The following is a 21,810-nucleotide window of genomic DNA, read 5'->3' as shown; positions in this document are numbered from 1 at the left end:
GGGCCACGCGGACTGTCTGCTGGGGGTGCGGGGGTCGGCCCCCGGCGGATGGCGGCACGGTCAGGCTCCCGTGCCCGTGGCGATGAGGGCGGCGGCGACGGCCAGCACGAGCGAGCCGGCGAGCAGCGCGCCGAGGTAGGTCTGCACGTTCCCGGTCTGGGCGCGTCGGACGGCGGCGCCCAGCCAGCGCGGGGCGGCGCCCGCGCCGCGGACGTAGGTGTCGACGACCTCGCGGTCCAGGAAGCGGACGAGCGTGGCGGCGGCGCGTACGGGGCGGACGAACAGCGCGGTGTAGACCGCGTCGAGGTGGAAGCCGACGGCGGCGTGCGGCTGGAGCGGGCCCAGGAGGAGGCGGCCGGGGTCGGCCGGGTCCGGTGCGCCGGCCACGCTCCCGTAGACCGGGGCGTGGGTGGCGATGGCCGTCTCCTCGGCGAGCCCGGGCGGGGCGTCCGGGTCGGCGATGACCGCGCCGATCGGGGTGCGGGCGGCCAGGGCCGTGGTGTGGCGCCAGGCCGCGTAGGTGACCAGGCCGCCGGCGAGGGCGATACCGGTGCCCAGGACGGAGGTGGTCAGGGTCGGGGCGAGCGAACGCCCGTCGAACCAGCCGGGCAGGAAGGGGGCGGTGAGGCCGAGCGCGAGGGTGGGGACGAACAGCACCCACAGGACGGCGTTCATGACGAGCGGCTGCCGGCCGTGGTCGGGGGCCTCGACGCCGTTGCCCCTGAAGGTCAGCAGCCACAGCCGGGTGGCGTAGGCCGCGGTGAGCAGGGCGGTGAGCAGGCCGGAGATCAGCACGGTCCAGCCGGCGGCGCCGGGGATGCCGTGCGCACCGCCGGTGGCGGCGTGCTCGGCGGCGCCCAGGACGGCTTCCTTGGAGAAGAAGCCGGCGAACGGCGGGATCGCGGCGAGCGCGAGCAGCGCCACGGTGACGGTCCAGTAGGCGTCCGGGATGCGCCGGGCCAGGCCCGTCATCCGGGACATCGCGGCCAGCGAGTTGGTGCCCGCGGCGTGGATGATCACGCCCGCGCCCAGGAAGAGGAGGGCCTTGAACGCACCGTGCGTCAGGAGGTGGAAGACGGCGGCGCCGCGGTCGCCGACGGCCAGCGCGCCCAGCATGTAGCCGAGCTGGCCGACCGTCGAATAGGCCAGGACGCGCTTGATGTCGTCCTGGGCCAGCGCGGCGAGACCGGAGCCGACCATGGTGATCGCCGCCATGACGGCCATCACGACGAGGGCGGCCGCGGAGGCCGCGAAGACCGGGAGGAGACGGGCCACGACATAGATGCCGGCCGCCACCATCGTGGCGGCGTGGATCAGCGCCGAGACCGGGGTCGGGCCGGCCATCGCGTCCGGGAGCCAGGTGTGCAGCGGGAACTGCGCGGACTTGCCCGCGACGCCGGCCAGCAGCAGCAGCGCGATCAGCGTCGGGTGGTCCAGGCCGCGGTTGGCGACCGCGCCGAGGATGCCGGTGATGCGGAAGGTACCGGTGTCGGCGGCCAGCGCGAAGATGCCGAAGAGGAAGGGGACGTCGCCGAGCTTGGTGACGAGGAACGCCTTGAGGGAGGCGGCCCGGGCGGTCTCGGTCTCCCAGTAGTGGCCGACGAGGAAGTAGGAGCAGATGCCCATGACTTCCCAGCCGACCAGCAGCACCATCAGGTCGCCGGTGTAGACGACCAGCAGCATCGCGGAGGTGAAGAGGGAGACCAGCGCGGCGTAGGAGGCGTAGCGCGGGTCGGCGCGCAGATAGGCGGTGGAGTAGAGCTGCACGCAGGTCGCCACGACGCCCACGAGGACGGCCATCAGCGCGGCGAAGCCGTCGATGTGCAGGGCCAGGTCGATGGGGATCGAGCCGGTCGGGGTGAGCTGCGTGGCGACGTCGGTGGCGGTGCCGCCGCCCTGCCCGACGGCGACGACGACGGTGAGCGCGGCCGCGGCCAGCGTCGGCAGCACGGCCAGCGGCCGGACGAAACCGGGCGCGCGGCGCCCCAGGAAGAGGCCGGCGACGGCCCCGAGGAAGGGCAGGACGGGAACGAGAACGGCGGTGGTCGTGAGCGTCACGCGGTGGCCTCCGCCTCGGTGTCCGGCTGCCGGTTCGTCGCTGCCGGGTCCGCCCCGTCGGGCCGCTCGGCGAGGTCGCGGAGCCGGTCGATGTCGGAGCTGCCGCGGTTGCGGTAGACGAGCAGCACGATCGCCAGGCCGATGCCGATCTCGGCGGCGGCGACGGTGATGGTGAAGAGGGTGAGCGCCTGTCCGGCGTGCAGCGTGTCGCGCAGCCAGACGTCGAAGGCGACGAGGTTGAGGTTGACGGCGTTGAGCATCAACTCGACGGACATCAGCACCAGGACGGCGTTGCGGCGGGCGAGCACGCCGTACAGACCGGTGCAGAAGAGGAGGACGGCGAGGACGGCCGGATAGGCGAGGTGCATCAGCGCTGCTCCTCTCGCTGGGCGGGGGCAGTGGCGGCGGTGTTCCGGAGGGCCGCCGCGGGGGCCTTGCCCTCGCCGCCCCGGCGGGACAGCACGATGGCGCCGACGAGCGCGGCCAGCAGCAGCACGGACAGCGCCTCGAAGGGCAGGACCCAGTACTGGAAGAGGCTGCGCCCGGAGGTTGCGGTGGAGCCCTGGACGGCACCGTCGAGGTTGATCCAGGTGGCGCGGAAGGCGTCGACGACGACCCAGACCAGGGTGCCGGCCGAGGCGAGCGCGACGACCAGCGCTGCCCAGCGGTTGCCCGAATCGGCGTCCGGGGACCGGCCGATGGGCGCCTTGGTGAGCATCAGCCCGAAGAGCAGCAGGACGACGACCGAGCCGACGTAGATGAGCACCTGCACCCAGGCGATGAACTCCGCCGTGAGCAGCAGGTATTCGATCGCGATCCCGCCGAGCGCGACGACCAGCCAGAGGGCGGCGTGCACCAGCTGGCGGGTGGTGACGGTGACGACGGCCGCGCCGAGAGTGGCGAGGCCGACGAGGAGGAAGGCGATTTCGACGCCGGTGGGAGAGAGGAAGCCGTGGCCGGCGGCGGTGGCGGCGAGCGTCACGTGCCCTCCCCTGGGGTCTCCGGTCGTTGCCGGTCCTGGTCCTGGTTCTGGTCCTGGGTCGAAGCCTCGGCCCCGGCCCGGTCCTCGGCCTCCGCCGCCTGTTGGGCGGCGAGTTTGTCCGCGGCCTTACGAGCGGCGGCGATCTCCTTGGGCTCCTCGGCGTTCGGGTCGAGCGCCGGCGGCTCGGGCACCGTCCACATCCACTCCCGGAGCTTGTCGCGCTCGTGGGTCAGCTCGCGGATGTCCGTCTCGGCGTACTCGAACTCCGGTGACCAGAAGAGCGCGTCGAACGGGCAGACCTCGATGCAGATCCCGCAGTACATGCACAGCGCGAAGTCGATCGCGAAGCGGTCCAGCACGTTGCGGCTGCGCTCGCGGCCACCGGGTGCGGCGGGCGGCACCGTCTCCTTGTGGGAGTCGATGTAGATGCACCAGTCCGGGCACTCGCGCGCGCACAGCATGCAGACCGTGCAGTTCTCCTCGAACAGTCCGATGACGCCGCGGGTGCGGGGCGGCAGGTCGGGCTGGACGTCCGGGTACTGCGCGGTGACGGATCGCTTCGTCATCGTCCGCAGGGTGACGGCGAGGCCCTTGGCGAGGCCGGAACCGGGGAAGCTCATGACGAGATCACCACCTTGATGACGCCGGTGACGGCGATCTGGGCGAGAGCGAGCGGGATGAGGACCGTCCAGGCGAGCTTCTGCAGCTGGTCCTCGCGCAGCCGCGGGTAGGTCACCCGCAGCCAGATGACGCCGAAGGCGAGGATCACGGTCTTCAGCAGGGTCCACAGCCAGCCCAGGCCGGCGGCGCCGAACGGGCCGTGCCAGCCGCCGAGGAACAGCACGGACGTCAGTGCGCAGAGGACGACGATGCCCGCGTACTCGGCGAGCAGGAAGAGCGCGAAGCGCAGCCCGGTGTACTCGGTGTAGGCGCCGAAGATGATCTCCGAGTCGGCGACCGGCATGTCGAACGGCGGTCGCTGGAGCTCGGCGAGCCCCGCGGTGAAGAAGACGACGCCGCCGACGATCTGCCACGGCACCCACCACCAGTGGAACGCCTCGACGATGCCGGGCAGCGAGAGCGTGCCGGCCGCCATCGCGACGGACGCCGCCGCGAGCAGCATCGGCAGCTCGTACGCGAGCAGCTGCGCGGCCGTCCGCAGACCGCCGAGCAGGGAGAACTTGTTCGCCGAGGCCCAGCCCGCCATCAGTGAGCCGAGCACGCCGACGCCCATGACGGCGAGGACGAAGAAGATGCCCGCGTCCAGGTCCTGTCCGACGGCGTTGTGCGGCCCTATCGGGATGGCGACCAGGACCAGCAGGTACGGCAGCAGGGCGACGGCCGGCGCGAGCTGGAAGATCCGCCGGTCCGCGCCGGCCGGAACGATGTCCTCCTTCTGCGCGAACTTCACACCGTCGGCGACCAGCTGGGCCCAGCCGTGGAACCCACCCGCGTACATGGGGCCGAGCCGGCCCTGCATGTGGGCCATGACCTTGTGCTCGGTCTGCCCGATGACCAGGGGGAACACCAGGAACGCGACGAAGACGGCGAGGAGGCGCAGCGCGATGTCGAGAGCGTCGCTCATGGGGTGTCGCCTCCTGCCGGGGGTTGCGCGTCGTCGTTCCGGGAGCGGGGGTCGGGTTGCTGCTCGGGCTCGGGCGCCGGTTCCGCTTGCTGCTTCGGCGCGGGCTCGGTGGCGGTGTCGGTGTCCGGCTCGGTGGCGGCGTCCGGCCCGGTGGCGGCGTCCGTCTCGGGCTCGGCGTCCGGCCCCGGCTGGGGCTGCGGTTCCGGCGTCGGCTCAGGCTCGGGCTCGGGCTTCTGCTCGGGCTTCTGCTGCGGCGCCGGCTTCGGCTCGTCGAAGGCCGGGCGGGCGTGGTGCCAGGGCGCGTCGGAGGAGCGCGGGGCCGCCGCCTCGGGGGCGGCCGACGGGGTTCCGTCCGGCCGGTCCGTGGCCTTCGTAGCCTCCGTGTCCTTCGCGGCCTCCGCGTCCGCCGCCGCCTGCCGCTGTCCGGCCGAGCCCTCGCTCGCCGAGCGCGTACGGCGGGCGGGGCGGTCCGTAGGCTCCGGGCGCTCCGTACGCGCGGGTCGCTCCGGTCGTTCGGCCCGCGCCGGGCCAGCCGCGTCCGCCGGGGCCGCCGGGCTCCCGTCCGTCGCCGTCTCCGCGGCCGCCGCCTGCTGGCTCGCCGAGCCCGCGCTCACGCTGCGGGTACGCCGGGCCGGGCGCTCGCCCGCCGCCGCACCGGCCGCACGGGCACCGCCGGCCGCACGGGCACCCCGCGCCGGCCGCGCGGGCGCGGGCGGCAGCTGGCCCTTCAGCGGACCCCACTCGTTCGGGTCCGGGACGCCCGGGGGCAGCATCTGACGGCGCTTGGGTCCGCCGTGTTCGGACTCCCCCGGTTCCTTGGCCCCCGGCCACGCCTTGGCGACCCGCGCGGCCAGCACGAAGTCCTTGCGCAGCGGGTGCCCCTCGAAGCCCTCGGGGAGCAGCAGCGGTACGAGGTGGGGATGGCCGGTGAAGTCGACGCCGAACATCTCGTGGGTCTCACGCTCGTGCCAGCCCGCGCCCGCGTACACCCCGATGGCGGTGGGCAGCGCGGCCGCGTCGTGCGGGACCGTCGTCCGTACGACCAGTCCCCGGAGGGCGCCCGGGCGGGACGGGTCGGCGACGTGCACGCAGATCCGGAATCCGGTGCCGGGCTCGTCGACGGCGCTCAGCCAGTCGAAGTAGGTGCATCCCAGGTCGTCGCGGGCGGCCGTCAGCGCGGTGAGCCAGCGGTCCGCCGGGACGTCGACGGTCAGCAGGTCGTACGCCAGCTCCGCGGTGGCCCCGGCGCCGAAGATCTCGCTCGCGGGCCGCGGCAGCCACCCGACGACGGGCTCGGGCTCGGGCGTTTCGGCCTGGGCGGTCTGCTCGGGCGTCCCGGACTGCTCAGGCGTCTCGGGCTGCTCGGGCGTCTCGGGCTGCTCGGGCGTCCCGGGAGTCTCGGGCTGCTGGGGCTGCTCGGGTGTCTCGGGCCGGTCGCTCATCGGGGCTCCTCCCCCGCGGGCTTCGTCTGCGCCGCCCCGTCCGCCGCCTCAGCGGTGTCCGTCGGCGCGGTCGTCCGGGGCGCGGGCGGGGTCACGAGTCCGCTGCGCAGCGCGGCCGTCGAGGCCCGGGGCGCGCCGCTCCTGCCGTACCGCTCCCCCAGCGATTCGCGCGCGATCTTCTCCTGGAGCTTCAGGATTCCCTGGAGCAGCGCCTCCGGTCGCGGCGGGCAGCCCGGTACGTACACGTCGACCGGGATGATCTGGTCGACGCCCTTGGTGACCGAGTACGAGTCCCAGTACGGGCCACCGCAGTTGGAGCACGCCCCGAAGGAGATGACGTACTTCGGCTCGGGCATCTGCTCGTAGAGCCGCTTGACCGCGGGCGCCATCTTGTCGGTGACGGTGCCGGAGACGACCATCAGGTCGGCCTGCCGCGGACCGGGCGCGAACGGGATCACGCCGAGCCTGATGAAGTCGTGGCGCGCCATGGAGGCGGCGATGAATTCGATGGCGCAGCAGGCCAGGCCGAAGTTGAAGACCCACAGGCTGTAGCGGCGGCCCCAGTTGAGGACCACCTTCATCGGTTCGGGCGCGAGCCGGGCGAGGGTGCCCAGCCGGCGCGGCTCCGGCAGGAACTCGGGGGCGGCGCCCTCGGGGGCGGCTGCGGAGCTGTTGGAGGCGCGGGTCACGTCCATTCCAGGACGCCCTTCTTCCATGCGTAGAGCAGGCCGACGGCGAGGAACCCGAGGAAGATGAACATCTCCGCGAGCGTCACGCCGCCGAATCCAGGGGCGGCGAAGATCGTCGCCCAGGGGAACAGGAAGATCGAGTCGACGGCGAAGATGACGTAGAGGAAGGCGTAGACGTAGTAGCGGACCTGGGTGTGCGCCCAGCCCTCGCCGACCGGATCCACACCGCACTCGTACGTCAGCAGCTTCTCGGGGGTCGGCACGACAGGCCGCAGCAGCCGCCCGGCTCCGAAGGCCACGGCGACGAAGAGCACGCCGATCACGGCGATGATCCCGACGACCGAATAGCCCTGGAAGTAGTCCGCGGCGACGGTGGTGCGTACGGTCGCGTCCGGCACGTCCGCCCCTCGCTCCCTGAGTGCGTTTGTTCAACGACTTCGACGATCTGTACGGACGGGAGTCTAGGCCCTGGTCCGGCCGCCCCGAGAAGCCGCGTCGTCGCCGACGGTGAGCTTGTCCCTACTTCGCCCTACCTGGGCGGCAGGCAGCGTAGACGCCCCGTCCGGTTGTCTCAGGAGGTGTCTCACGGAGCGGGACGAGGAACCGGCGACCACGGCGTCGGCGGATCAGCGGTTCAGGGGTTCAGTGGGTCAGCGGTTCAGTCGGTCAGCGGTTCAGTGGATCGGACCGCCGTCGAAGGGGCTGCGGTGGTCGGGCCGGGGGTCCGGGTGGTGTGCGGTGGTGCCCGGGGTGTCGGGAGCGGGCGGGGCGGACGGGGCGGGGGTGACGGTGTGCGGGGTGGCCGGGATGCCCGGGGCCCCGGGGTTCTGTGGGTACGCCGGGTAGGGCGGGGCGGCCGTCGGGGCCGGGGGCCGGTGTGCGGGCGGGCCCGGATACGGCTGCGGCTGCGGCTGCCCGGGCGACGGCCGGCCCTGGGGTGCGGGTGCCTGGACCTGGGCTTGGGCCTGGACCTGGGCTTGCGCTTGGGCCGGTGGGTACGGGGTCGGCTGGTGCGGTCGCCGGCCCGGTTCACGGGAGACCGCGCGGTCCATCGCCTCCGCCGCGATCCGCGCCGCCGCCTCCCGGGTCCGCTCGCCGAGCAGCTCCGTACGGATGGCCCCGCCGGCCGCCAGATGACGGTCGTACGGGAGCGGGAGCACCGCCGCGCCGCCGGCGCCGAGGTGCTCGGCGGCCCTGCGCACCTCGACGCCGCTGTCCGGCGAGGGGTGGGTGAGCACGACCACCGTGGTCGGCAGCAGACCGGGGTGCAGCCCACCGATCCAGTTCAGTACGGAGCGGGTGGCCGCCACGCCCTCCGGGGTCGCCGGTGTCACCAGCACCCGCGCCTGGGTGGTCACCAGCGCGGTGCGCGCCACCTCGGCGGGCAGCGTCTCGCAGTCCACGACCGTGGCCGCGAAGTGGCGGCGCAGCGACGTCATCACGACGCGGTAGGTGTCGATGTCGAGCCGGGTGCCGATGGAGCCCTGGCTGCCGGGCAGCAGCCAGCCCCCGCCCGCGAACGGCAGGAGGTACCCCGTCAGGTCCGTGATCAGCATCGACGGGTCCACTATCTGCGCCAGATCGCTGCCGGACCAGCGCACCTCGCGTGCGCCGAGGCGGTGCGGCAGCGTACCGAGCGCCGGGTCCGCCTCGACGGCGAGCACGGGGTCGGAGCGGTAGTGCGCGTAGGTGAGCGCCAGCAGGGCGGCGACGGTCGACTTGCCGGCGCCGCCGCGGATGCTGGACACGGCGATCTGCCGGCCCGACGTCACGGGCTGCTGGATGGCGTACGCGGCTTGCGTGACGGCGGCCGTCTCGGCGGCCGGGGACGAGGCGAAGACCCGGCGCAGCGCACGGCCGGCGCGCCGGGCCAGCGGGTCGCCGCGGCGGGGCCTGAGCTGCCCGTCGGCCAGCTCGGGCGGCAGCAGGGGCACGGAGACGGGCGTCCGCGCCGGCAGTCCGGCCCGCCCGTAACGCCCCGGCGCCGGTGCCTGCCCCTGCACGGAGGACTGCCCCTGGTCCGGGCCCTGTCCCTGGTCAGGGCGCTGCCCCTGGGCCACGGGCGGTTGCGGGGCCGGGGCCGGCGCGGCCGGGGGCCCGGCGGGGGCCTGGGAGAGCGGCGGCGGAGGCGACGACGGCATCGGCCCGGCGGCGGGCATCGGTCCGGGCGCGGCCACCGGGGCCGCCGCAGCCGTCGCCCCGCCCGCGTGTCCCGGTGCGGCGGGCGTCGGCCCGGCCGTCGGCACCGTGCCCGCGTCGGGAAGTCCGGTCGTCGGGTTCACCGCGTCCGCACCCCCTGCCGCTCCGGTACCGGTCGTCTCGCCCACCACCGCACCCACCCCGGTTCCCGTTCCTGCCTGCGCCGCCGTTCCTGCCTGCGCTCCCGTTGTCGCTCGCGCCGCCGTTCCTCGTTCCCCGAACGCTCCCGGTTCCCCAGGCGCTCCTGGTTCCCCGAACGCTCCTGGTATCCCGGGCGCTCCGGGTTCCCCCGGTACGCCGCTTCCCGCTGCGGCTTCCGCTCCCGCGCCCGTGGTGACTCCGTCGCCGTTGGCTGCCGACGCTGACACGATCCCTCCTCCACCCTCCGGGTCAGGACCCGCCGAACAGCAGCCCGTAGACCCCGAAGGCCCCGAGGGCCGCCGGGATCAGTGCCACCACGCTCACCGACTCGACCACGTCCAGCCACCGCCACAGCCGGGCCCGCGACTGTTCCGGCAGCCGCACCGCGAGGACCGCGACCGGCAGCGCGGCCAGGAGGCCCAGCGCGACCAGCGCGAGGGCCGGCGCCCCGCCGTCGGTGGCCCACAGCAGCACCAGGCGTACGCACACCGCCAGTCCGGCCGCCAGCAGCGCGACCACCTCCACCGCCAGCGGATACGCGCGCGCCCGCGAGCACAGCACGACGCACAGCAGCAGCGCGCCGAGCACCGTCCACAGGCCGGGAGTACGCACCGCGAGCACCCCCGCGGCGCCGGCCGAGGCCGCCATCACCACCGTGGCCGGGGCCAGTTCCCGGTGGGCGGCGCCCAGTGCGGCCGCCACCTGGTGCCGGCTGACCGGCGTGCCGCCCGCACGCTGGTCGTCCAGGCGCGTCAGACCGGCCGACATCAGGGCCAGCCGCGGCAGATATCCGAGGACCAGTACGGAGCCGAAGCCGAGCGCAACTCCCGTACGGGCGGGGGTGGTCAGGGCCAGCCCCAGCTCCCACCCGCCCACCGCGAGCGCGGTGCACGCCGCGCCCGTCAGGCCGCCGCGCCCCAGTGCCGTGCTGCAGCCGAGGAGCGCGAGCAGCGCCGCGACGGTCAGTCCGACGGCGGCGATCCGCGCGCCGCCGCCCGGGGCCGCCTGCCACGCGGCGGCCACCCCCAGCGCCCCGCCGAGCAGTATCAAGGCCGCCGCGGGGACGGGCCGGCCACTCCGGCCGGCGAGCGCGCCGGACGCCGCCCCGGCGCCCGCGAGCACGACGGCGGCGCTGCCGAGCCAGAGCGCGGCACCCTCCGCGAACCAGACGTGCGCACAGACCCCGGTGACCGCCGCAAGAACCAGACTCGCCGTCACCGCCGTCCAGGTCCTGCTGCGCTCACCCCATCCCCAGCCGGAGACGTCGAGAGGGCCCGCCAACGCCTCGGTGAGGTCCCGCGCCGCGGCGCCGGACTGCCGCGCGGCGAACTGCGGTTTCAGCAACTGGCCGTCGTCACTCCGCGCCATCGCCCCTCGCCCCTCCCGTTGTGCATCGCCACACAATACGGTCCCGCCGGCGCGCCGTGTCCACCGCTGTGGATAACGAGACGGCCACCGCTCCGCGCCGGTGTCCCACCCCCTGGTGGGGCCTTGACCTGCGGTGGGGGCATACGGGGCGGGTGGTGGAGGTAGGGCAAACCCCACCTCCACCACCCCAGCCGCCCCATGGCACACGGCGTCGCGGCCGGGCAGGCTGGGCGCATGACGGAGAGTTCCCGACCCAGCGCCGCCGACGACGCCCTTGACGGCGTCTCACCACCTCCGCCCAGACCGCCGTTCGACGGCACGACCTGGCGCGAGATCGGATACCTGCTGGCCAACTTCCCTGCGGGCGTCGCGGCGTTCGTGGTGCTGGTGGTGTGGCTGGTGCTGGGCATCGGGCTGTCGGTCACCGTGATCGGACTTCCGCTGCTGGCCGCGGGCCTGACCGCGTGCCGTTGGTACGGGAGGCTGGAACGGGCCCGGGCACGGGCGCTGTTGGGGGTGCGGGTCGAGGAGCCGAGCCGGTTGCGGCCGCGGGAACGGGGGTTCCTCCCGTGGTTGTGGATGCGGGTGAAGGACCCGGTCGCCTGGCGGCACGCGCTGTTCGCGTTCGTCCGGCTGCCGTGGGCCGTCCTCACCTTCACGGTGGTCCTCGCCTCGCTCTTCGTGGGGTGGCCGGCGCTGCCGTGGGTGGCGCGCTGGCTGTCGAACGCGGACCGGGCGATGGTGCGCGGGCTGCTGTCGCCGTCCGACGAGCTGGAGCGGCGGATCGCCGAGCTGGAGTCGGACCGGGTGACGGTCACCGATACCGCGGCGGCCGATCTGCGGCGCATCGAGCGGGACCTGCACGACGGCGCGCAGGCCCGGCTGGTGGCGCTGGCCATGGGGCTGGGCCTGGCGAAGGAGAAGCTGCTGGAGGGCCGGGCCGACGCGAGCGTGGCGGCGATGGTGGACGAGGCGCACGGCGAGGTGAAGCTGGCGCTCCAGGAGCTGCGGGACCTGGCCCGGGGCATCCACCCGGCGATCCTCACCGACCGCGGGCTGGGGCCGGCCCTGGCGTCCCTGGCCGGGCGCTGCACGGTGCCCGCGACGACGGCGGTGGACCTGGACGAGCGGCCCGCCCCGGCCATCGAGGGCATCGCCTACTTCACCGTCTCCGAGCTGCTGCAGAACGTCTCCAAGCACAGCGCGGCGCGCCGGGCGTCCGTCGAGGTGTGGCGGGCACGGGACCGGCTGCTGATCCAGGTCGTGGACGACGGGAAGGGCGGGGCGCGGCTCGACGGGGGAAGCGGGATGGCCGGGCTCGCCGAGCGGCTGGGGTCGGTGGACGGGCTGTTCGTCCTGGATTCGCCGGCCGGCGGGCCCACCCGGGTGACCGCGGAGCTGCCGTGGCGGGCGCGTACGGAGGCCGGGACGCCGCACCGCGGCCCGGGTTCGCGGGGCCGCTGACCGGCCACCGGCGGTGCCGCCACCCGCCCGGGGGTGGGGAAAACCCCAGGGAAAGACTGCGAAGGCCCTCATGGTGCCGGGCGCGCGGCGGGCGGAGGCTTGGGGTGGCGAAAGAGCCCGCCGGTCCGCACAGGGCCCGCGGACCAGGCAGCGGCGCCGGCAGGCGGGGGCCGCACACGGCAGAACGGACGACGAGACGATGGATACCGCATACGCACCCCGGCCCCGCGCCCCACGAGTGCCCGTGGGACTGCGCGCCCCCTTCTCCGGGCGCACCTGGCGGGAGTTCCTGTACCTCTGCCTCAGCCTCCCGATGTCCGTCCTGATGTTCACGTACGCGGTGGCGGTCATCGGGCTCGGCGCCGGCCTGCTGGTGACGTTCCTGGGCGTGCCCGTGCTGGCGGGCGGGCTGGCCGGCAGCCGGGGGCTGGGCGCCGTGGAGCGTGCGCGGGCCCGCGGCCTGCTGGGGCTGGACGTGGCCGACCCGGAGCCGGTCCGCCCGTCGAAGGCGGGGCTGATGGGGTGGATCGGGTCGGTGCTCAAGAGCGGGGTGTCCTGGCGGCACCTCCTCTACTCCCTGCTGCACTTCCCGTGGGCGGTCTTCTCCTTCGTCCTGTCGCTGACGTTCTGGACCGTCGGCTGGACCCTGCTGGCCTACCCGCTGTATCGGTGGATCTTCCCAGCGTATCTGGGGCAGCCCGGCATCCAGTTGTGGGGCGACGGCTCCGGCAACGGCGTCTATCTCGACACGCCGGCGGAGACCGGGTTCGCCGCCGGGGCCGGGCTGCTGCTCGTCCTGGCCGGGCCGTGGCTGATCCACGGGCTGACGCAGGTCGACCGGATCATGGTCCGCGGCCTGCTGGGCCCGTCGCCCCTCGCCACCCGGGTCACGCAGCTGGAGACCGACCGCGGGGTGGTCGTGGACACCGCGGCGGCCGATCTGCGGCGCATCGAGCGCGATCTGCACGACGGCGCGCAGGCCCGGCTGGTCTCCCTCGCCATGGATCTGGGCCTGGCCAGGGAGAAGCTGGCGGAGGACCCGCAGGCCGCCGCGAAGATGGTCGACGAGGCGCACGGCGAGGTGAAGATCGCGCTCCAGGAGCTGCGGGACCTGGCCCGCGGCATCCATCCGGCGATCCTCACCGACCGGGGGCTCGGCCCGGCCCTGTCGGCGCTGGCCGCGCGCTGCACGGTGCCGGTGGAGGTCACCGTGGATCTGGACCGCCGGCCGGCCGCGGCGATCGAGGGGACCGCGTACTTCACCGCCTCCGAGCTGCTGCAGAACGTGTCCAAGCACGCCCGGGCGACCGGCGCGACGCTGGACGTCTGGTGCGCCGCGGACCGGCTCATGGTGCTGGTGTCGGACGACGGCCGGGGCGGCGCCCGCGCCGACGAGGGCACCGGCCTGGGCGGCCTCGCCGAGCGGCTCGCCGCCGTCGACGGCCTGCTGGTGATCGAATCCCCCGTGGGCGGCCCGACCGCGATCACCGCGGAGCTGCCGTGGCGCGGCTGAGCCGGTAGCTGACCGCGGCGCGGGGCCGGGACGGGGGTCCGGCCCCGCGCCGCGCTGCCGGCCGCCCGGCCCCGCCCCGGCCGTCCTCCCGCACCGGCGGTACCCACATCCCGCCTCCCCCGCCCGCCCGCGTCCGGATGCTGGAATGCTGGGGCCGACAGGGTGGGTGTGCCGATGCATGGGGGGATCTGAGTCGTGGAGGACAAGGTGCGGGTGGTCATCGCCGAGGATTCGGTGCTGCTCCGCGAGGGGCTGACCCGGCTGCTCACGGACCGCGGGCACGAGGTCGTGGCGGGCGTGGGGGACGCCGAGGCGCTGATCAAGGTGATCGGGGAGCTGGCCGACGAGGGCGCGCTGCCGGACGTGGTGGTGGCGGACGTACGGATGCCGCCGACCCATACGGACGAGGGCGTGCGGGCCGCGATCCGGCTGCGCCGCGACCACCCCGGCCTCGGTGTCCTGGTGCTCTCGCAGTACGTCGAGGAGCAGTACGCCACCGAGCTGCTGGCGGGCTCCAGCCGGGGCATCGGCTACCTGCTCAAGGACCGGGTGGCCGAGGTGCGGGAGTTCGTCGACGCGGTGGTCCGGGTCGCCGGGGGCGGGACCGCGCTGGACCCCGAGGTGGTGGCGCAGCTGCTGGGGCGCAGCCGCAAGCAGGACGTGCTCGGCCGGCTGACCCCGCGGGAGCGCGAGGTGCTGGGGCTGATGGCCGAGGGCCGGACGAACTCCGCCGTCGCCCGGCAGCTGGTGGTCAGCGACGGCGCCGTCGAGAAGCACGTCAGCAACATCTTCCTGAAGCTGGGGCTGGCGCAGAGTGACGGGGATCACCGCAGGGTGCTCGCCGTTCTCACCTACCTCAACTCCTGACGATCTGACACGCTGTCAGGTGGCTGGTGGGGGCGCCGTCCGCCCAGGCCCAGGACTTCGGACCGAGAACCAATGGAGGAGTCCGGAGCGTCATGAACAAGGGGCCAGGGGGGCGATGATTTCATGACAAAACGCACCAGATCGCTGTCTCACCTTGACGTCCATCATGTGAGCAACCCAGGGAAGGGCACCCTTACCCACGTACGATGGTTATGGGACAACCGTCCGGTACGACACGTCCCGAGCCCTGCCTCCGGCGGGGACGCCGCACCCCTCGAGGGAGGTCCGAAGCAGTGACCAGCCAGGTCAGTAGCCCAGCCGAGCAGACCGACGCAGCGCTTGTCGGGGAACAGCGCACTTCCGGTAACGGCGGCGAAGGCAAAGAAGTCCGGCGCCTGGACCGGGTGATCATCCGGTTCGCCGGTGACTCCGGTGACGGCATGCAGCTCACCGGGGACCGGTTCACATCCGAGACGGCGTCGTTCGGCAACGACCTGTCGACGCTGCCGAACTTCCCGGCCGAGATCCGGGCCCCTGCCGGCACCCTGCCCGGCGTCTCCAGCTTCCAGCTGCACTTCGCCGACCACGACATCCTCACGCCCGGTGACGCCCCGAACGTGCTGGTCGCGATGAACCCGGCCGCGCTCAAGGCCAACCTCGCCGACGTACCGCGCGGCGCGGAGATCATCGTCAACACCGACGAGTTCACCAAGCGCCCGATGGCGAAGGTCGGCTATGCGACCAGCCCGCTGGAGGACGGCTCGCTGGCGGCCTACAACGTCCACCCGGTGCCGCTGACCACGCTGACGGTCGAGGCGCTCAAGGACTTCGGGCTCTCCCGCAAGGAGGCCGAGCGCAGCAAGAACATGTTCGCGCTGGGACTGCTGTCGTGGATGTACCACCGGCCCACCGAGGGCACCGAGAAGTTCCTGCGCACGAAGTTCGCCAAGAAGCCGGACATCGCGGAGGCGAACGTCGCCGCGTTCCGGGCGGGCTGGAACTTCGGTGAGACCACCGAGGACTTCGCCGTCTCCTACGAGGTCGCGCCGGCGACCCAGGCGTTCCCGACCGGCACCTACCGCAACATCTCCGGCAACCTCGCGCTGTCCTACGGCCTGGTCGCCGCCTCCCAGCAGGCGGATCTGCCGCTGTACCTGGGCTCGTACCCCATCACCCCGGCCTCCGACATCCTGCACGAGCTGTCCAAGCACAAGAACTTCGGTGTGCGGACGTTCCAGGCGGAGGACGAGATCGCCGGCATCGGCGCGGCGCTGGGTGCGGCGTTCGGCGGCGCGCTGGCGGTCACGACCACGTCCGGGCCGGGTGTGGCGCTCAAGTCGGAGACCATCGGCCTCGCGGTCAGCCTCGAACTCCCGCTGCTGATCGTCGACATCCAGCGCGGCGGCCCCTCGACGGGCCTGCCGACGAAGACCGAGCAGGCCGATCTGCTGCAGGCCATGTACGGGCGCAACGGCGAGGCACCGGTGCCGATCGTGGCTCCGAAGACCCCCGCCGACTGCTTCGACGCGGCGCTGGACGCGGCCCGTATCGCGCTGACGTACCGCACCCCCGTCTTCCTGCTCTCCGACGGCTACCTCGCCAACGGCTCCGAGCCCTGGCGGATCCCCGACCTGGTGGAACTCCCCGACCTGCGCGTCCAGTTCGCCTCCGGCCCCAACCACCAGCTGGCCGACGGCACCGAGGTCTTCTGGCCGTACAAGCGCGACGAGCAGACGCTGGCGCGCCCCTGGGCCGTGCCGGGCACCCCGGGCCTGGAACACCGCATCGGCGGCATCGAGAAGCAGGACGGCACCGGCAACATCTCCTACGACCCGGCCAACCACGACTTCATGGTGCGCACCCGCCAAGCGAAGGTCGACGGCATCGAGGTCCCCGACATCGAGGTCGACGACCCCGCCACCGACGGCCTGGGCGCCAACACCCTTGTCATCGGCTGGGGTTCGACGTACGGACCGATCACCGCCGCGGTACGGCGCGTACGGGGCGCAGGGGAGCGCATCGCGCAGGCCCATCTGCGCCACCTCAACCCCTTCCCGCGGAATCTCGGCGAGGTCCTGGCGCGTTACGACAAGGTGATCGTGCCGGAGATGAACCTCGGACAGCTCGCCACGCTGCTGCGCGCCAGGTACTTGGTGGACGCGCGCTCGCACACCCAGGTCAGCGGAATGCCGTTCAAGGCCGAGCAGCTCGCGGAGGTCTTTAAGGAGGCCATCAATGACTGAGACGATCTCGGAGAGGTCCTCGCAGATCGAGGCGCTCTCCCTGGTGCCCAAGGCCGACGCCAAGCAGTCCATGAAGGACTTCAAGTCCGATCAGGAAGTGCGCTGGTGCCCCGGCTGCGGTGACTACGCCGTCCTCGCCGCCGTACAGGGCTTCATGCCCGAGCTCGGCCTGGCGAAGGAGAACATCGTCTTCGTCTCCGGCATCGGCTGCTCCTCCCGCTTCCCGTACTACATGAACACGTACGGGATGCACTCCATCCACGGGCGCGCCCCGGCCATCGCCACCGGCCTGGCCTCCTCCCGGCGCGACCTGTCCGTCTGGGTCGTCACCGGCGACGGCGACGCGCTGTCCATCGGCGGCAACCACCTCATCCACGCCCTGCGGCGCAACGTCAACCTCAAGATCCTGCTGTTCAACAACCGGATCTACGGTCTGACCAAGGGCCAGTACAGCCCCACCTCCGAGGTCGGCAAGATCACCAAGTCGACGCCGATGGGCTCGCTGGACGCGCCGTTCAACCCGGTCTCGCTGGCGCTCGGCGCGGAGGCGTCGTTCGTGGCCCGCACCGTCGACTCCGACCGCAAGCACCTCACGTCGGTGCTGCGCCAGGCCGCCGCCCACCCCGGTACGGCGCTGGTGGAGATCTACCAGAACTGCAACATCTTCAACGACGGCGCGTTCGAGGCGCTCAAGGACAAGGAGCAGGCCCAGGAGGCCGTCATCCGACTGGAGCACGGTCAGCCGATCCGCTTCGGCGCGCTGGCCCCCGACGGCTTCGGCTCCAAGGGCGTGGTCCGCGACCCGGCCACCGGCGACCTCAAGGTCATCGACGTGCGGGAGGAGGGCACCGGCGGGGTGCTGGTGCACGACGCGCACAACCCGTCGCCCACCACCGCCTTCGCGCTCTCCCGGCTCGCCGACGCCGACACCCTGCACCACACCCCGATCGGTGTGCTGCGCGATGTCGACCGGCCGGTCTACGACACCCTGATGTCCGAGCAGCTGGACTCGGCCATCGAGCAGAAGGGCAAGGGCGACCTGGCCGCGCTGCTGGCCGGGAACGACACCTGGACGGTCGTCGGCTGACAGCGGGTACGGCGCGCGGCGGTTCGCCGCGCCCGGTCCGGTGGCCGCCGCGGGTGCCCGTGGAGGAACGTCCTACGGCGTTCTCCCGCGGGCACCCGCTGTCGTTGCGGGGCGCGGCGCGTCTCTTCTGCGCGTCCGATGCGAGTGCGATGCTGGCCGTTTCCAAGCCATCTGGGGGTAGGAAATGAGCATTGTTGTCACCGGCGCCACCGGGGCGCTCGGCCGGCTGACCGTCGAGGAACTCCTCAGGCGCACCGCGCCGGACAACATCGTCGCGCTGGCCCGCGACCGGGCCAAGGCCGCCGGCCTGGCCGCCCGCGGCGTCCGGATCGAGATCGCGGACTACGGGCGGCCGGAGACGCTCGACGGGGTCTTCGCGGCCGGCGACCGGGTCCTGCTCATCTCCGGCAACGAGCCCGGGCAACGGCTCACCCAGCACCGCGCGGTGATCGACGCCGCGCGCGAGGCGGGCGTCGGGCTGCTCGCCTACACCAGCGTGCTGGGCGGGCCGGCCGCCACCTTCTCCATCGCCGAGGAGCACATCGCCACCGAGCAGGCGCTGCTCGCGTCCGGGGTGCCGTACTGCCTGCTGCGCAACGGCTGGTACCACGAGAACTACACCGGGGCACTGGCCACCACCCTGAAGATCGGCGCGGTGGTCGGCAGCGCCGGCGGGGGCCGGGTCGCCAGCGCCGCGCGGCGGGACTACGCCGAGGCCGCCGCCGTCGTGCTCACCGGCAGCGGCCACGACAACGCGGTGTACGAGCTGAGCGGCGACACCGCCTGGACGATGGCCGAGTACGCGGCCGAGGTGTCCCGGCAGACCGGCCGGCACATCCCGTACAACGATCTGCCGCACGACGCGTACGTGGCGCTGATGGTCGACGCGGGCGTACCGGCGCTGGGCGCGCGGATGGTCGCCGACGCGGACGCCGGGATCGCGCGCGGCGAGCTGGCCGCGACGCCCGGCGACCTCTCCCGACTCCTGGGCCGCCCGACCACGCCGATCGCCGAGTCGATCGCGGAGGCCCTGAAACAGCTGCCCGTCTGAGCCGACCGCCCGCCGGAGCCCGCGCCCGCCCGGGGCCGGCGTGCCGCCGCGGCGCCCGACCGCTCGGGTGTCATGACCGTATGCCGATACACCCATGACAGCCGGGCCGTACGGCGCTACCTTCACAGGGTCGACGGAACATCCTCGGGAGGGTCCCTTGCAGCCTCGAAGCGAACAGCGCGCCGGACTCGCCTACGGTGCCGCCGCCTACACCATGTGGGGCCTGCTGCCGCTGTACTGGCACCTGCTGGACGCGGCCTCACCGTCCGAGATCCTGGCCCACCGCATGGCGTGGTCGCTGCCCGTCGCCGTCGTCATCCTGGCCGTGCTGCGCCGCTGGTCCTGGGTGGGCCCGCTGGTGCGGCAGCCCCGGAAGCTGGCGCTGGTCCTGGTCTGCGCCGTGGTCATCTCGACGAACTGGTTCCTGTACATCTGGGCGGTCAACGCCGGGCACGTACTGGAGGCGTCGCTCGGCTACTTCATCAACCCGCTGGTCAGCATCGCCTTCGGGGTGCTCGTGCTGCGGGAGCGGCTGCGTCCGCTGCAGTGGACGGCGGTGGGCATCGGCGCCCTCTCGGTGGTCGTGATGACCGTCGCCTACGGCAAGGTGCCCTGGATCGCACTCGGCCTGGCGTTCTCGTTCGCGACGTACGGGCTGGCCAAGAAGGGCATCAAGCTCGGCGGGATCGAGGGGTTCAGCGCCGAGACGGTCGTGCAGTTCCTGCCCGCACTGGGCTATTTGATCTTCCTGGGCGCGCGCGGCGAGTCCAGCTTCACCACCGGCGGGGTGGGGCAGGCGCTGCTGCTCTCGGCCTGCGGTATCGCGACCGCGGTGCCGCTGATCTGCTTCGGCGCCTCGGCGGTGCGGCTGCCGCTGACGGTGATCGGGATGATGCAGTACCTGGCGCCGACGTTCCAGTTCCTGCTGGGCCTCACGGTCTTCCACGAGGAGATGCCGCCGGAGCGCTGGGCCGGTTTCGCGCTGGTGTGGGCGGCGCTCGCCGTGCTGACCTGGGACGCGCTGCGCACCGCTCGGCGGGCGCGCGGCGAGCTGGCCGAGGCCGCGGCCCGCGCGGGCGAGGCGGCCGCCGCCGAGGCGCTCCGGACGGCCGCACCCCCCGCGGCGCCCGAGGCCCCCGGCGTCAAGCCGTGATGTCCCGGGTGGTGAACCGCGCCCAGGCCGCCGTGCCGAACACCGCCGCGTACAGCGCCTGCAGGCCGAAGTTCTTCGCCAGCTGGTCCCAGTAGACGGGGTCGCGGAGCAGATCCGCGAAGGACAGCCAGTAGTGCGGGAAGAGGTAGGGCTGGACGGCCGCCAGCTGCGGCAGGGTGTCCAGGATCTGCACGGTGATCAGCAGGCCGACCGTGGTCGCCATGGCGGCGATGCCGCTGGTGGTGAGCGTGGAGAGGAACAGGCCGATGGCGGCCACCCCGATGAGCGACAGCGCCACCGCACCCGCGATGGCCAGCGCCCGCAGCAGCCCCTCGGCCAGGGATATGGAGGTCCCGGAGAGCAGGGTGACGTCGCCCAGCGGGAAGAGCAGCGCGCCGGTCGCCAGCGCGGAGAGCGCCACGGTCAGCGTGCCCACCAGACAGAACGTCAGGGTCGTGGCGTACTTGACCAGCAGCAGGCGGGTACGGCCCGCCGGGGCGACGAGGAGGTAGCGCAGCGTCCCGCCGTGCGCCTCGCCGGCTATGGAGTCGCCCGCGATCACTCCGATCGCCATCGGGAGGAAGAACGGCAGCGTCACCGCCAGCGAGGTGAAGACCAGGAACAGGCCGTTGTTGGTGACCTGGGAGATGAACGCCGGGCCGCCCCCACCGCCGCCACCCCCGGAACGGCCGCGTCCGGTCTCGATCCGGACGGCGACGCCGACCAGGACCGGTACGCCCGCGAGCACCGCCAGCAGCGCGAGGGTGCGCCAGCGCCGGAAGGTCGTGGTGATCTCGCTGCGCAGCAGGCCCAGCGACCACAGCGGCCGGGGCCTGCGCGGCGCCGCCTCGACCTGCGCCGTCTCCGCCGGCGAGGACTCCGCCTGCGAGGTCTCAGCCTGCGACATCGAAGCCCTCCCCGGTCAGCTGCACGAAGACGTCTTCCAGCGAGGCACGTTCGGTGCCGAAGGCGCGGACCCGGACCCCGGCGTGCACCAGCGCGGCGTTGAGGTCGGCGAGGTCGGGCGGCGCCTGGCCGTCCGCTGCGCCGGGCAGGTCGCCCGTGACGCGGTCGTCGGTGAGCTGCAGCTCGGTCACGCCGTGCTCCTTCAGTACCCGGGCGGCGTCCGCCGGGTCGGGGGTGGTGACCGTCAGCCGGCCGCTCGCCCGTGTGTCGAGGACCGTGGCGGAGAGGTCGGCGACCGTGCCCTGGGTGATCAGCCGGCCGCGGGCCATCACCGCGGCGTGCGTGCAGACCTGCTCGATCTCGTCGAGGAGGTGGGAGGAGAGGAAGACCGTGGTGCCGTCCGCCGCCAGCTCGCGGACCAGGGCGCGGATCTCCCGCATGCCCTGCGGGTCCAGGCCGTTGGTCGGCTCGTCGAGCACCAGCAGCTCGCGCGGCTGCAGCAGGGCCGCCGCCAGCCCCAGCCGCTGCTTCATGCCGAGGGAGTAGGCCCGCGCCTTCTTGCCGGCCGCGGCGGCCAGGCCGACCCGCTGCAACGCCCGGCCGACGCGCTGCTCGCGGGTGCGCGGGTCGGCGGCAGGGTCGGCCGCGTCGAAGCGCCGGAGGTTGTCGCGGCCGCTGAGGAAGCCGTAGAGCGCCGGGCCCTCGATGAGGGCGCCGACCTTGGGCAGCACCCGCCGGCCCGCGGCGGGCATCGGCGCGCCGAGCACCCGGGCACTGCCGGCGGTCGCGTCGATCAGGCCCATCAGCATGCGGATGGTGGTGGTCTTGCCGGAGCCGTTCGGCCCGAGGAAGCCGAAGACACTGCCGCGTGGGACGACCAGGTCGAGGCCGTCGACGGCGAGCTGGCCACCGCGGTACGCCTTGGTCAGCCCGCGCGTCTCGATGGCCGGGTCCGCGGGCGGCGGGCTCGCGGGGCCGGCTCCGGGCGCGGCCGCGCGGGCGCCGTCGGGCCGCGCGGCGGGCGGCTGTGGCATCGGCTCTCCCGGTTCTCGTACGGATGGC

The 21,810-nt window shown here is 73.5% G+C and carries 19 protein-coding genes; 7 read left to right on the top strand and 12 right to left on the bottom strand.

Annotated features, from left to right (window positions below; all coding sequences use genetic code 11):
* Window positions 1-60: 60 nt before the first annotated feature.
* From SL103_RS02040 to SL103_RS01995, 10 genes are all read right to left on the bottom strand, one after another.
* Window positions 61-2,058: an NADH-quinone oxidoreductase subunit 5 family protein gene (locus tag SL103_RS02040; protein WP_069567046.1), complete on the bottom strand. Its 1,998-nt coding sequence runs from the start codon at window positions 2,056-2,058 to the stop codon at window positions 61-63.
* Complete coding sequence (gene nuoK / locus SL103_RS02035) at window positions 2,055-2,426, bottom strand: NADH-quinone oxidoreductase subunit NuoK (RefSeq protein ID WP_069567045.1); 372 nt, start codon at window positions 2,424-2,426, stop codon at window positions 2,055-2,057. Before nuoK ends, SL103_RS02040 begins: the two co-directional genes overlap by 4 nt.
* Window positions 2,426-3,040, bottom strand: a complete 615-nt coding sequence (locus tag SL103_RS02030; RefSeq protein WP_069567044.1) for an NADH-quinone oxidoreductase subunit J family protein — start codon at window positions 3,038-3,040, stop codon at window positions 2,426-2,428. Before SL103_RS02030 ends, nuoK begins: the two co-directional genes overlap by 1 nt.
* A complete protein-coding gene (locus SL103_RS02025; RefSeq protein WP_069567043.1) occupies window positions 3,037-3,660 on the bottom strand; it encodes a NuoI/complex I 23 kDa subunit family protein in 624 nt (207 codons plus the stop codon). Before SL103_RS02025 ends, SL103_RS02030 begins: the two co-directional genes overlap by 4 nt.
* Window positions 3,657-4,625, bottom strand: coding sequence for a complex I subunit 1/NuoH family protein (locus SL103_RS02020; protein ID WP_069567042.1), 969 nt, complete (start codon window positions 4,623-4,625; stop codon window positions 3,657-3,659). The genes SL103_RS02025 and SL103_RS02020 overlap by 4 nt, the downstream gene beginning before the upstream one ends.
* Window positions 4,622-6,067 carry an NADH-quinone oxidoreductase subunit C gene (locus SL103_RS02015; RefSeq protein WP_079145520.1) on the bottom strand — a complete coding sequence of 482 codons (1,446 nt, stop codon included), beginning with the start codon at window positions 6,065-6,067 and terminating at the stop codon, window positions 4,622-4,624. Before SL103_RS02015 ends, SL103_RS02020 begins: the two co-directional genes overlap by 4 nt.
* Window positions 6,064-6,762 carry an NADH-quinone oxidoreductase subunit B gene (locus SL103_RS02010; RefSeq protein ID WP_069567041.1) on the bottom strand — a complete coding sequence of 233 codons (699 nt, stop codon included), beginning with the start codon at window positions 6,760-6,762 and terminating at the stop codon, window positions 6,064-6,066. The genes SL103_RS02015 and SL103_RS02010 overlap by 4 nt, the downstream gene beginning before the upstream one ends.
* Window positions 6,753-7,154: an NADH-quinone oxidoreductase subunit A gene (locus SL103_RS02005; protein ID WP_033269735.1), complete on the bottom strand. Its 402-nt coding sequence runs from the start codon at window positions 7,152-7,154 to the stop codon at window positions 6,753-6,755. The genes SL103_RS02010 and SL103_RS02005 overlap by 10 nt, the downstream gene beginning before the upstream one ends.
* A gap of 276 nt (window positions 7,155-7,430) precedes the next feature.
* The gene (locus SL103_RS39145) at window positions 7,431-9,038 is read right to left on the bottom strand and encodes a hypothetical protein (protein WP_279631129.1); all 1,608 of its coding nucleotides are present in this window, start codon (window positions 9,036-9,038) and stop codon (window positions 7,431-7,433) included.
* Between the two features lie 307 nt (window positions 9,039-9,345).
* Window positions 9,346-10,464, bottom strand: coding sequence for a secretion protein snm4 (locus tag SL103_RS01995; protein WP_069567040.1), 1,119 nt, complete (start codon window positions 10,462-10,464; stop codon window positions 9,346-9,348).
* A 234-nt stretch (window positions 10,465-10,698) separates the two neighbouring features.
* Between SL103_RS01995 and SL103_RS01990 the strand changes: the two genes are divergently transcribed.
* The 7 genes from SL103_RS01990 (at window position 10,699) to rarD (ending at window position 19,842) form a co-directional block, all read left to right on the top strand.
* On the top strand, window positions 10,699-11,928 hold the full coding sequence (locus SL103_RS01990; RefSeq protein WP_069573289.1) for a sensor histidine kinase: 1,230 nt from the start codon (window positions 10,699-10,701) through the stop codon (window positions 11,926-11,928).
* A 199-nt stretch (window positions 11,929-12,127) separates the two neighbouring features.
* Window positions 12,128-13,441 carry a sensor histidine kinase gene (locus SL103_RS01985; protein ID WP_069567039.1) on the top strand — a complete coding sequence of 438 codons (1,314 nt, stop codon included), beginning with the start codon at window positions 12,128-12,130 and terminating at the stop codon, window positions 13,439-13,441.
* Window positions 13,442-13,648: 207 nt separating this feature from the next.
* Window positions 13,649-14,308: a response regulator transcription factor gene (locus SL103_RS01980; protein ID WP_069573287.1), complete on the top strand. Its 660-nt coding sequence runs from the start codon at window positions 13,649-13,651 to the stop codon at window positions 14,306-14,308.
* Window positions 14,309-14,601: 293 nt separating this feature from the next.
* Window positions 14,602-16,551, top strand: coding sequence for a 2-oxoacid:acceptor oxidoreductase subunit alpha (locus SL103_RS01975; RefSeq protein WP_069567038.1), 1,950 nt, complete (start codon window positions 14,602-14,604; stop codon window positions 16,549-16,551).
* Complete coding sequence (locus SL103_RS01970; RefSeq protein WP_033269740.1) at window positions 16,544-17,638, top strand: 2-oxoacid:ferredoxin oxidoreductase subunit beta; 1,095 nt, start codon at window positions 16,544-16,546, stop codon at window positions 17,636-17,638. The genes SL103_RS01975 and SL103_RS01970 overlap by 8 nt, the downstream gene beginning before the upstream one ends.
* Before the next feature lie 184 nt (window positions 17,639-17,822).
* Window positions 17,823-18,689 (top strand): SDR family oxidoreductase, encoded by an 867-nt coding sequence (locus SL103_RS01965; protein WP_069567037.1) that lies wholly within the window; start codon window positions 17,823-17,825, stop codon window positions 18,687-18,689.
* 157 nt (window positions 18,690-18,846) lie between these two features.
* The gene (gene rarD, locus SL103_RS01960; protein WP_208869799.1) at window positions 18,847-19,842 is read left to right on the top strand and encodes an EamA family transporter RarD; all 996 of its coding nucleotides are present in this window, start codon (window positions 18,847-18,849) and stop codon (window positions 19,840-19,842) included.
* Here the strand turns inward: rarD and SL103_RS01955 are convergent.
* Together SL103_RS01955 and SL103_RS01950 are read right to left on the bottom strand one after the other, a co-directional pair.
* Window positions 19,832-20,749: an ABC transporter permease gene (locus SL103_RS01955; protein WP_069567035.1), complete on the bottom strand. Its 918-nt coding sequence runs from the start codon at window positions 20,747-20,749 to the stop codon at window positions 19,832-19,834. The genes rarD and SL103_RS01955 overlap by 11 nt on opposite strands.
* On the bottom strand, window positions 20,736-21,782 hold the full coding sequence (locus SL103_RS01950; protein WP_069567034.1) for an ABC transporter ATP-binding protein: 1,047 nt from the start codon (window positions 21,780-21,782) through the stop codon (window positions 20,736-20,738). Before SL103_RS01950 ends, SL103_RS01955 begins: the two co-directional genes overlap by 14 nt.
* Window positions 21,783-21,810 lie beyond the last annotated feature (28 nt).

The sequence above is a fragment of the Streptomyces lydicus genome (assembly GCF_001729485.1).
GTDB classification, from domain to species: Bacteria; Actinomycetota; Actinomycetes; order Streptomycetales; family Streptomycetaceae; genus Streptomyces; species Streptomyces lydicus_D.
This window is presented reverse-complemented; position numbering and strand designations above follow the sequence as displayed.

What these genes read in the sequence shown, in the direction of transcription:
- SL103_RS01970 (WP_033269740.1), top strand. Translation starts at nt 16,544, where the DNA reads ATGACTGAGACGATCTCGGAGAGGTCCTCGCAGATCGAGGCGCTCTCC.
- SL103_RS02020 (WP_069567042.1), bottom strand. Translation starts at nt 4,625, where the DNA reads ATGAGCGACGCTCTCGACATCGCGCTGCGCCTCCTCGCCGTCTTCGTC.
- nuoK (WP_069567045.1), bottom strand. Translation starts at nt 2,426, where the DNA reads ATGCACCTCGCCTATCCGGCCGTCCTCGCCGTCCTCCTCTTCTGCACC.
- SL103_RS01995 (WP_069567040.1), bottom strand. Translation starts at nt 10,464, where the DNA reads ATGGCGCGGAGTGACGACGGCCAGTTGCTGAAACCGCAGTTCGCCGCG.
- SL103_RS01950 (WP_069567034.1), bottom strand. Translation starts at nt 21,782, where the DNA reads ATGCCACAGCCGCCCGCCGCGCGGCCCGACGGCGCCCGCGCGGCCGCG.
- SL103_RS01990 (WP_069573289.1), top strand. Translation starts at nt 10,699, where the DNA reads ATGACGGAGAGTTCCCGACCCAGCGCCGCCGACGACGCCCTTGACGGC.
- SL103_RS02015 (WP_079145520.1), bottom strand. Translation starts at nt 6,067, where the DNA reads ATGAGCGACCGGCCCGAGACACCCGAGCAGCCCCAGCAGCCCGAGACT.
- SL103_RS01965 (WP_069567037.1), top strand. Translation starts at nt 17,823, where the DNA reads ATGAGCATTGTTGTCACCGGCGCCACCGGGGCGCTCGGCCGGCTGACC.
- SL103_RS01955 (WP_069567035.1), bottom strand. Translation starts at nt 20,749, where the DNA reads ATGTCGCAGGCTGAGACCTCGCAGGCGGAGTCCTCGCCGGCGGAGACG.
- SL103_RS01985 (WP_069567039.1), top strand. Translation starts at nt 12,128, where the DNA reads ATGGATACCGCATACGCACCCCGGCCCCGCGCCCCACGAGTGCCCGTG.
- SL103_RS02010 (WP_069567041.1), bottom strand. Translation starts at nt 6,762, where the DNA reads ATGGACGTGACCCGCGCCTCCAACAGCTCCGCAGCCGCCCCCGAGGGC.
- SL103_RS02025 (WP_069567043.1), bottom strand. Translation starts at nt 3,660, where the DNA reads ATGAGCTTCCCCGGTTCCGGCCTCGCCAAGGGCCTCGCCGTCACCCTG.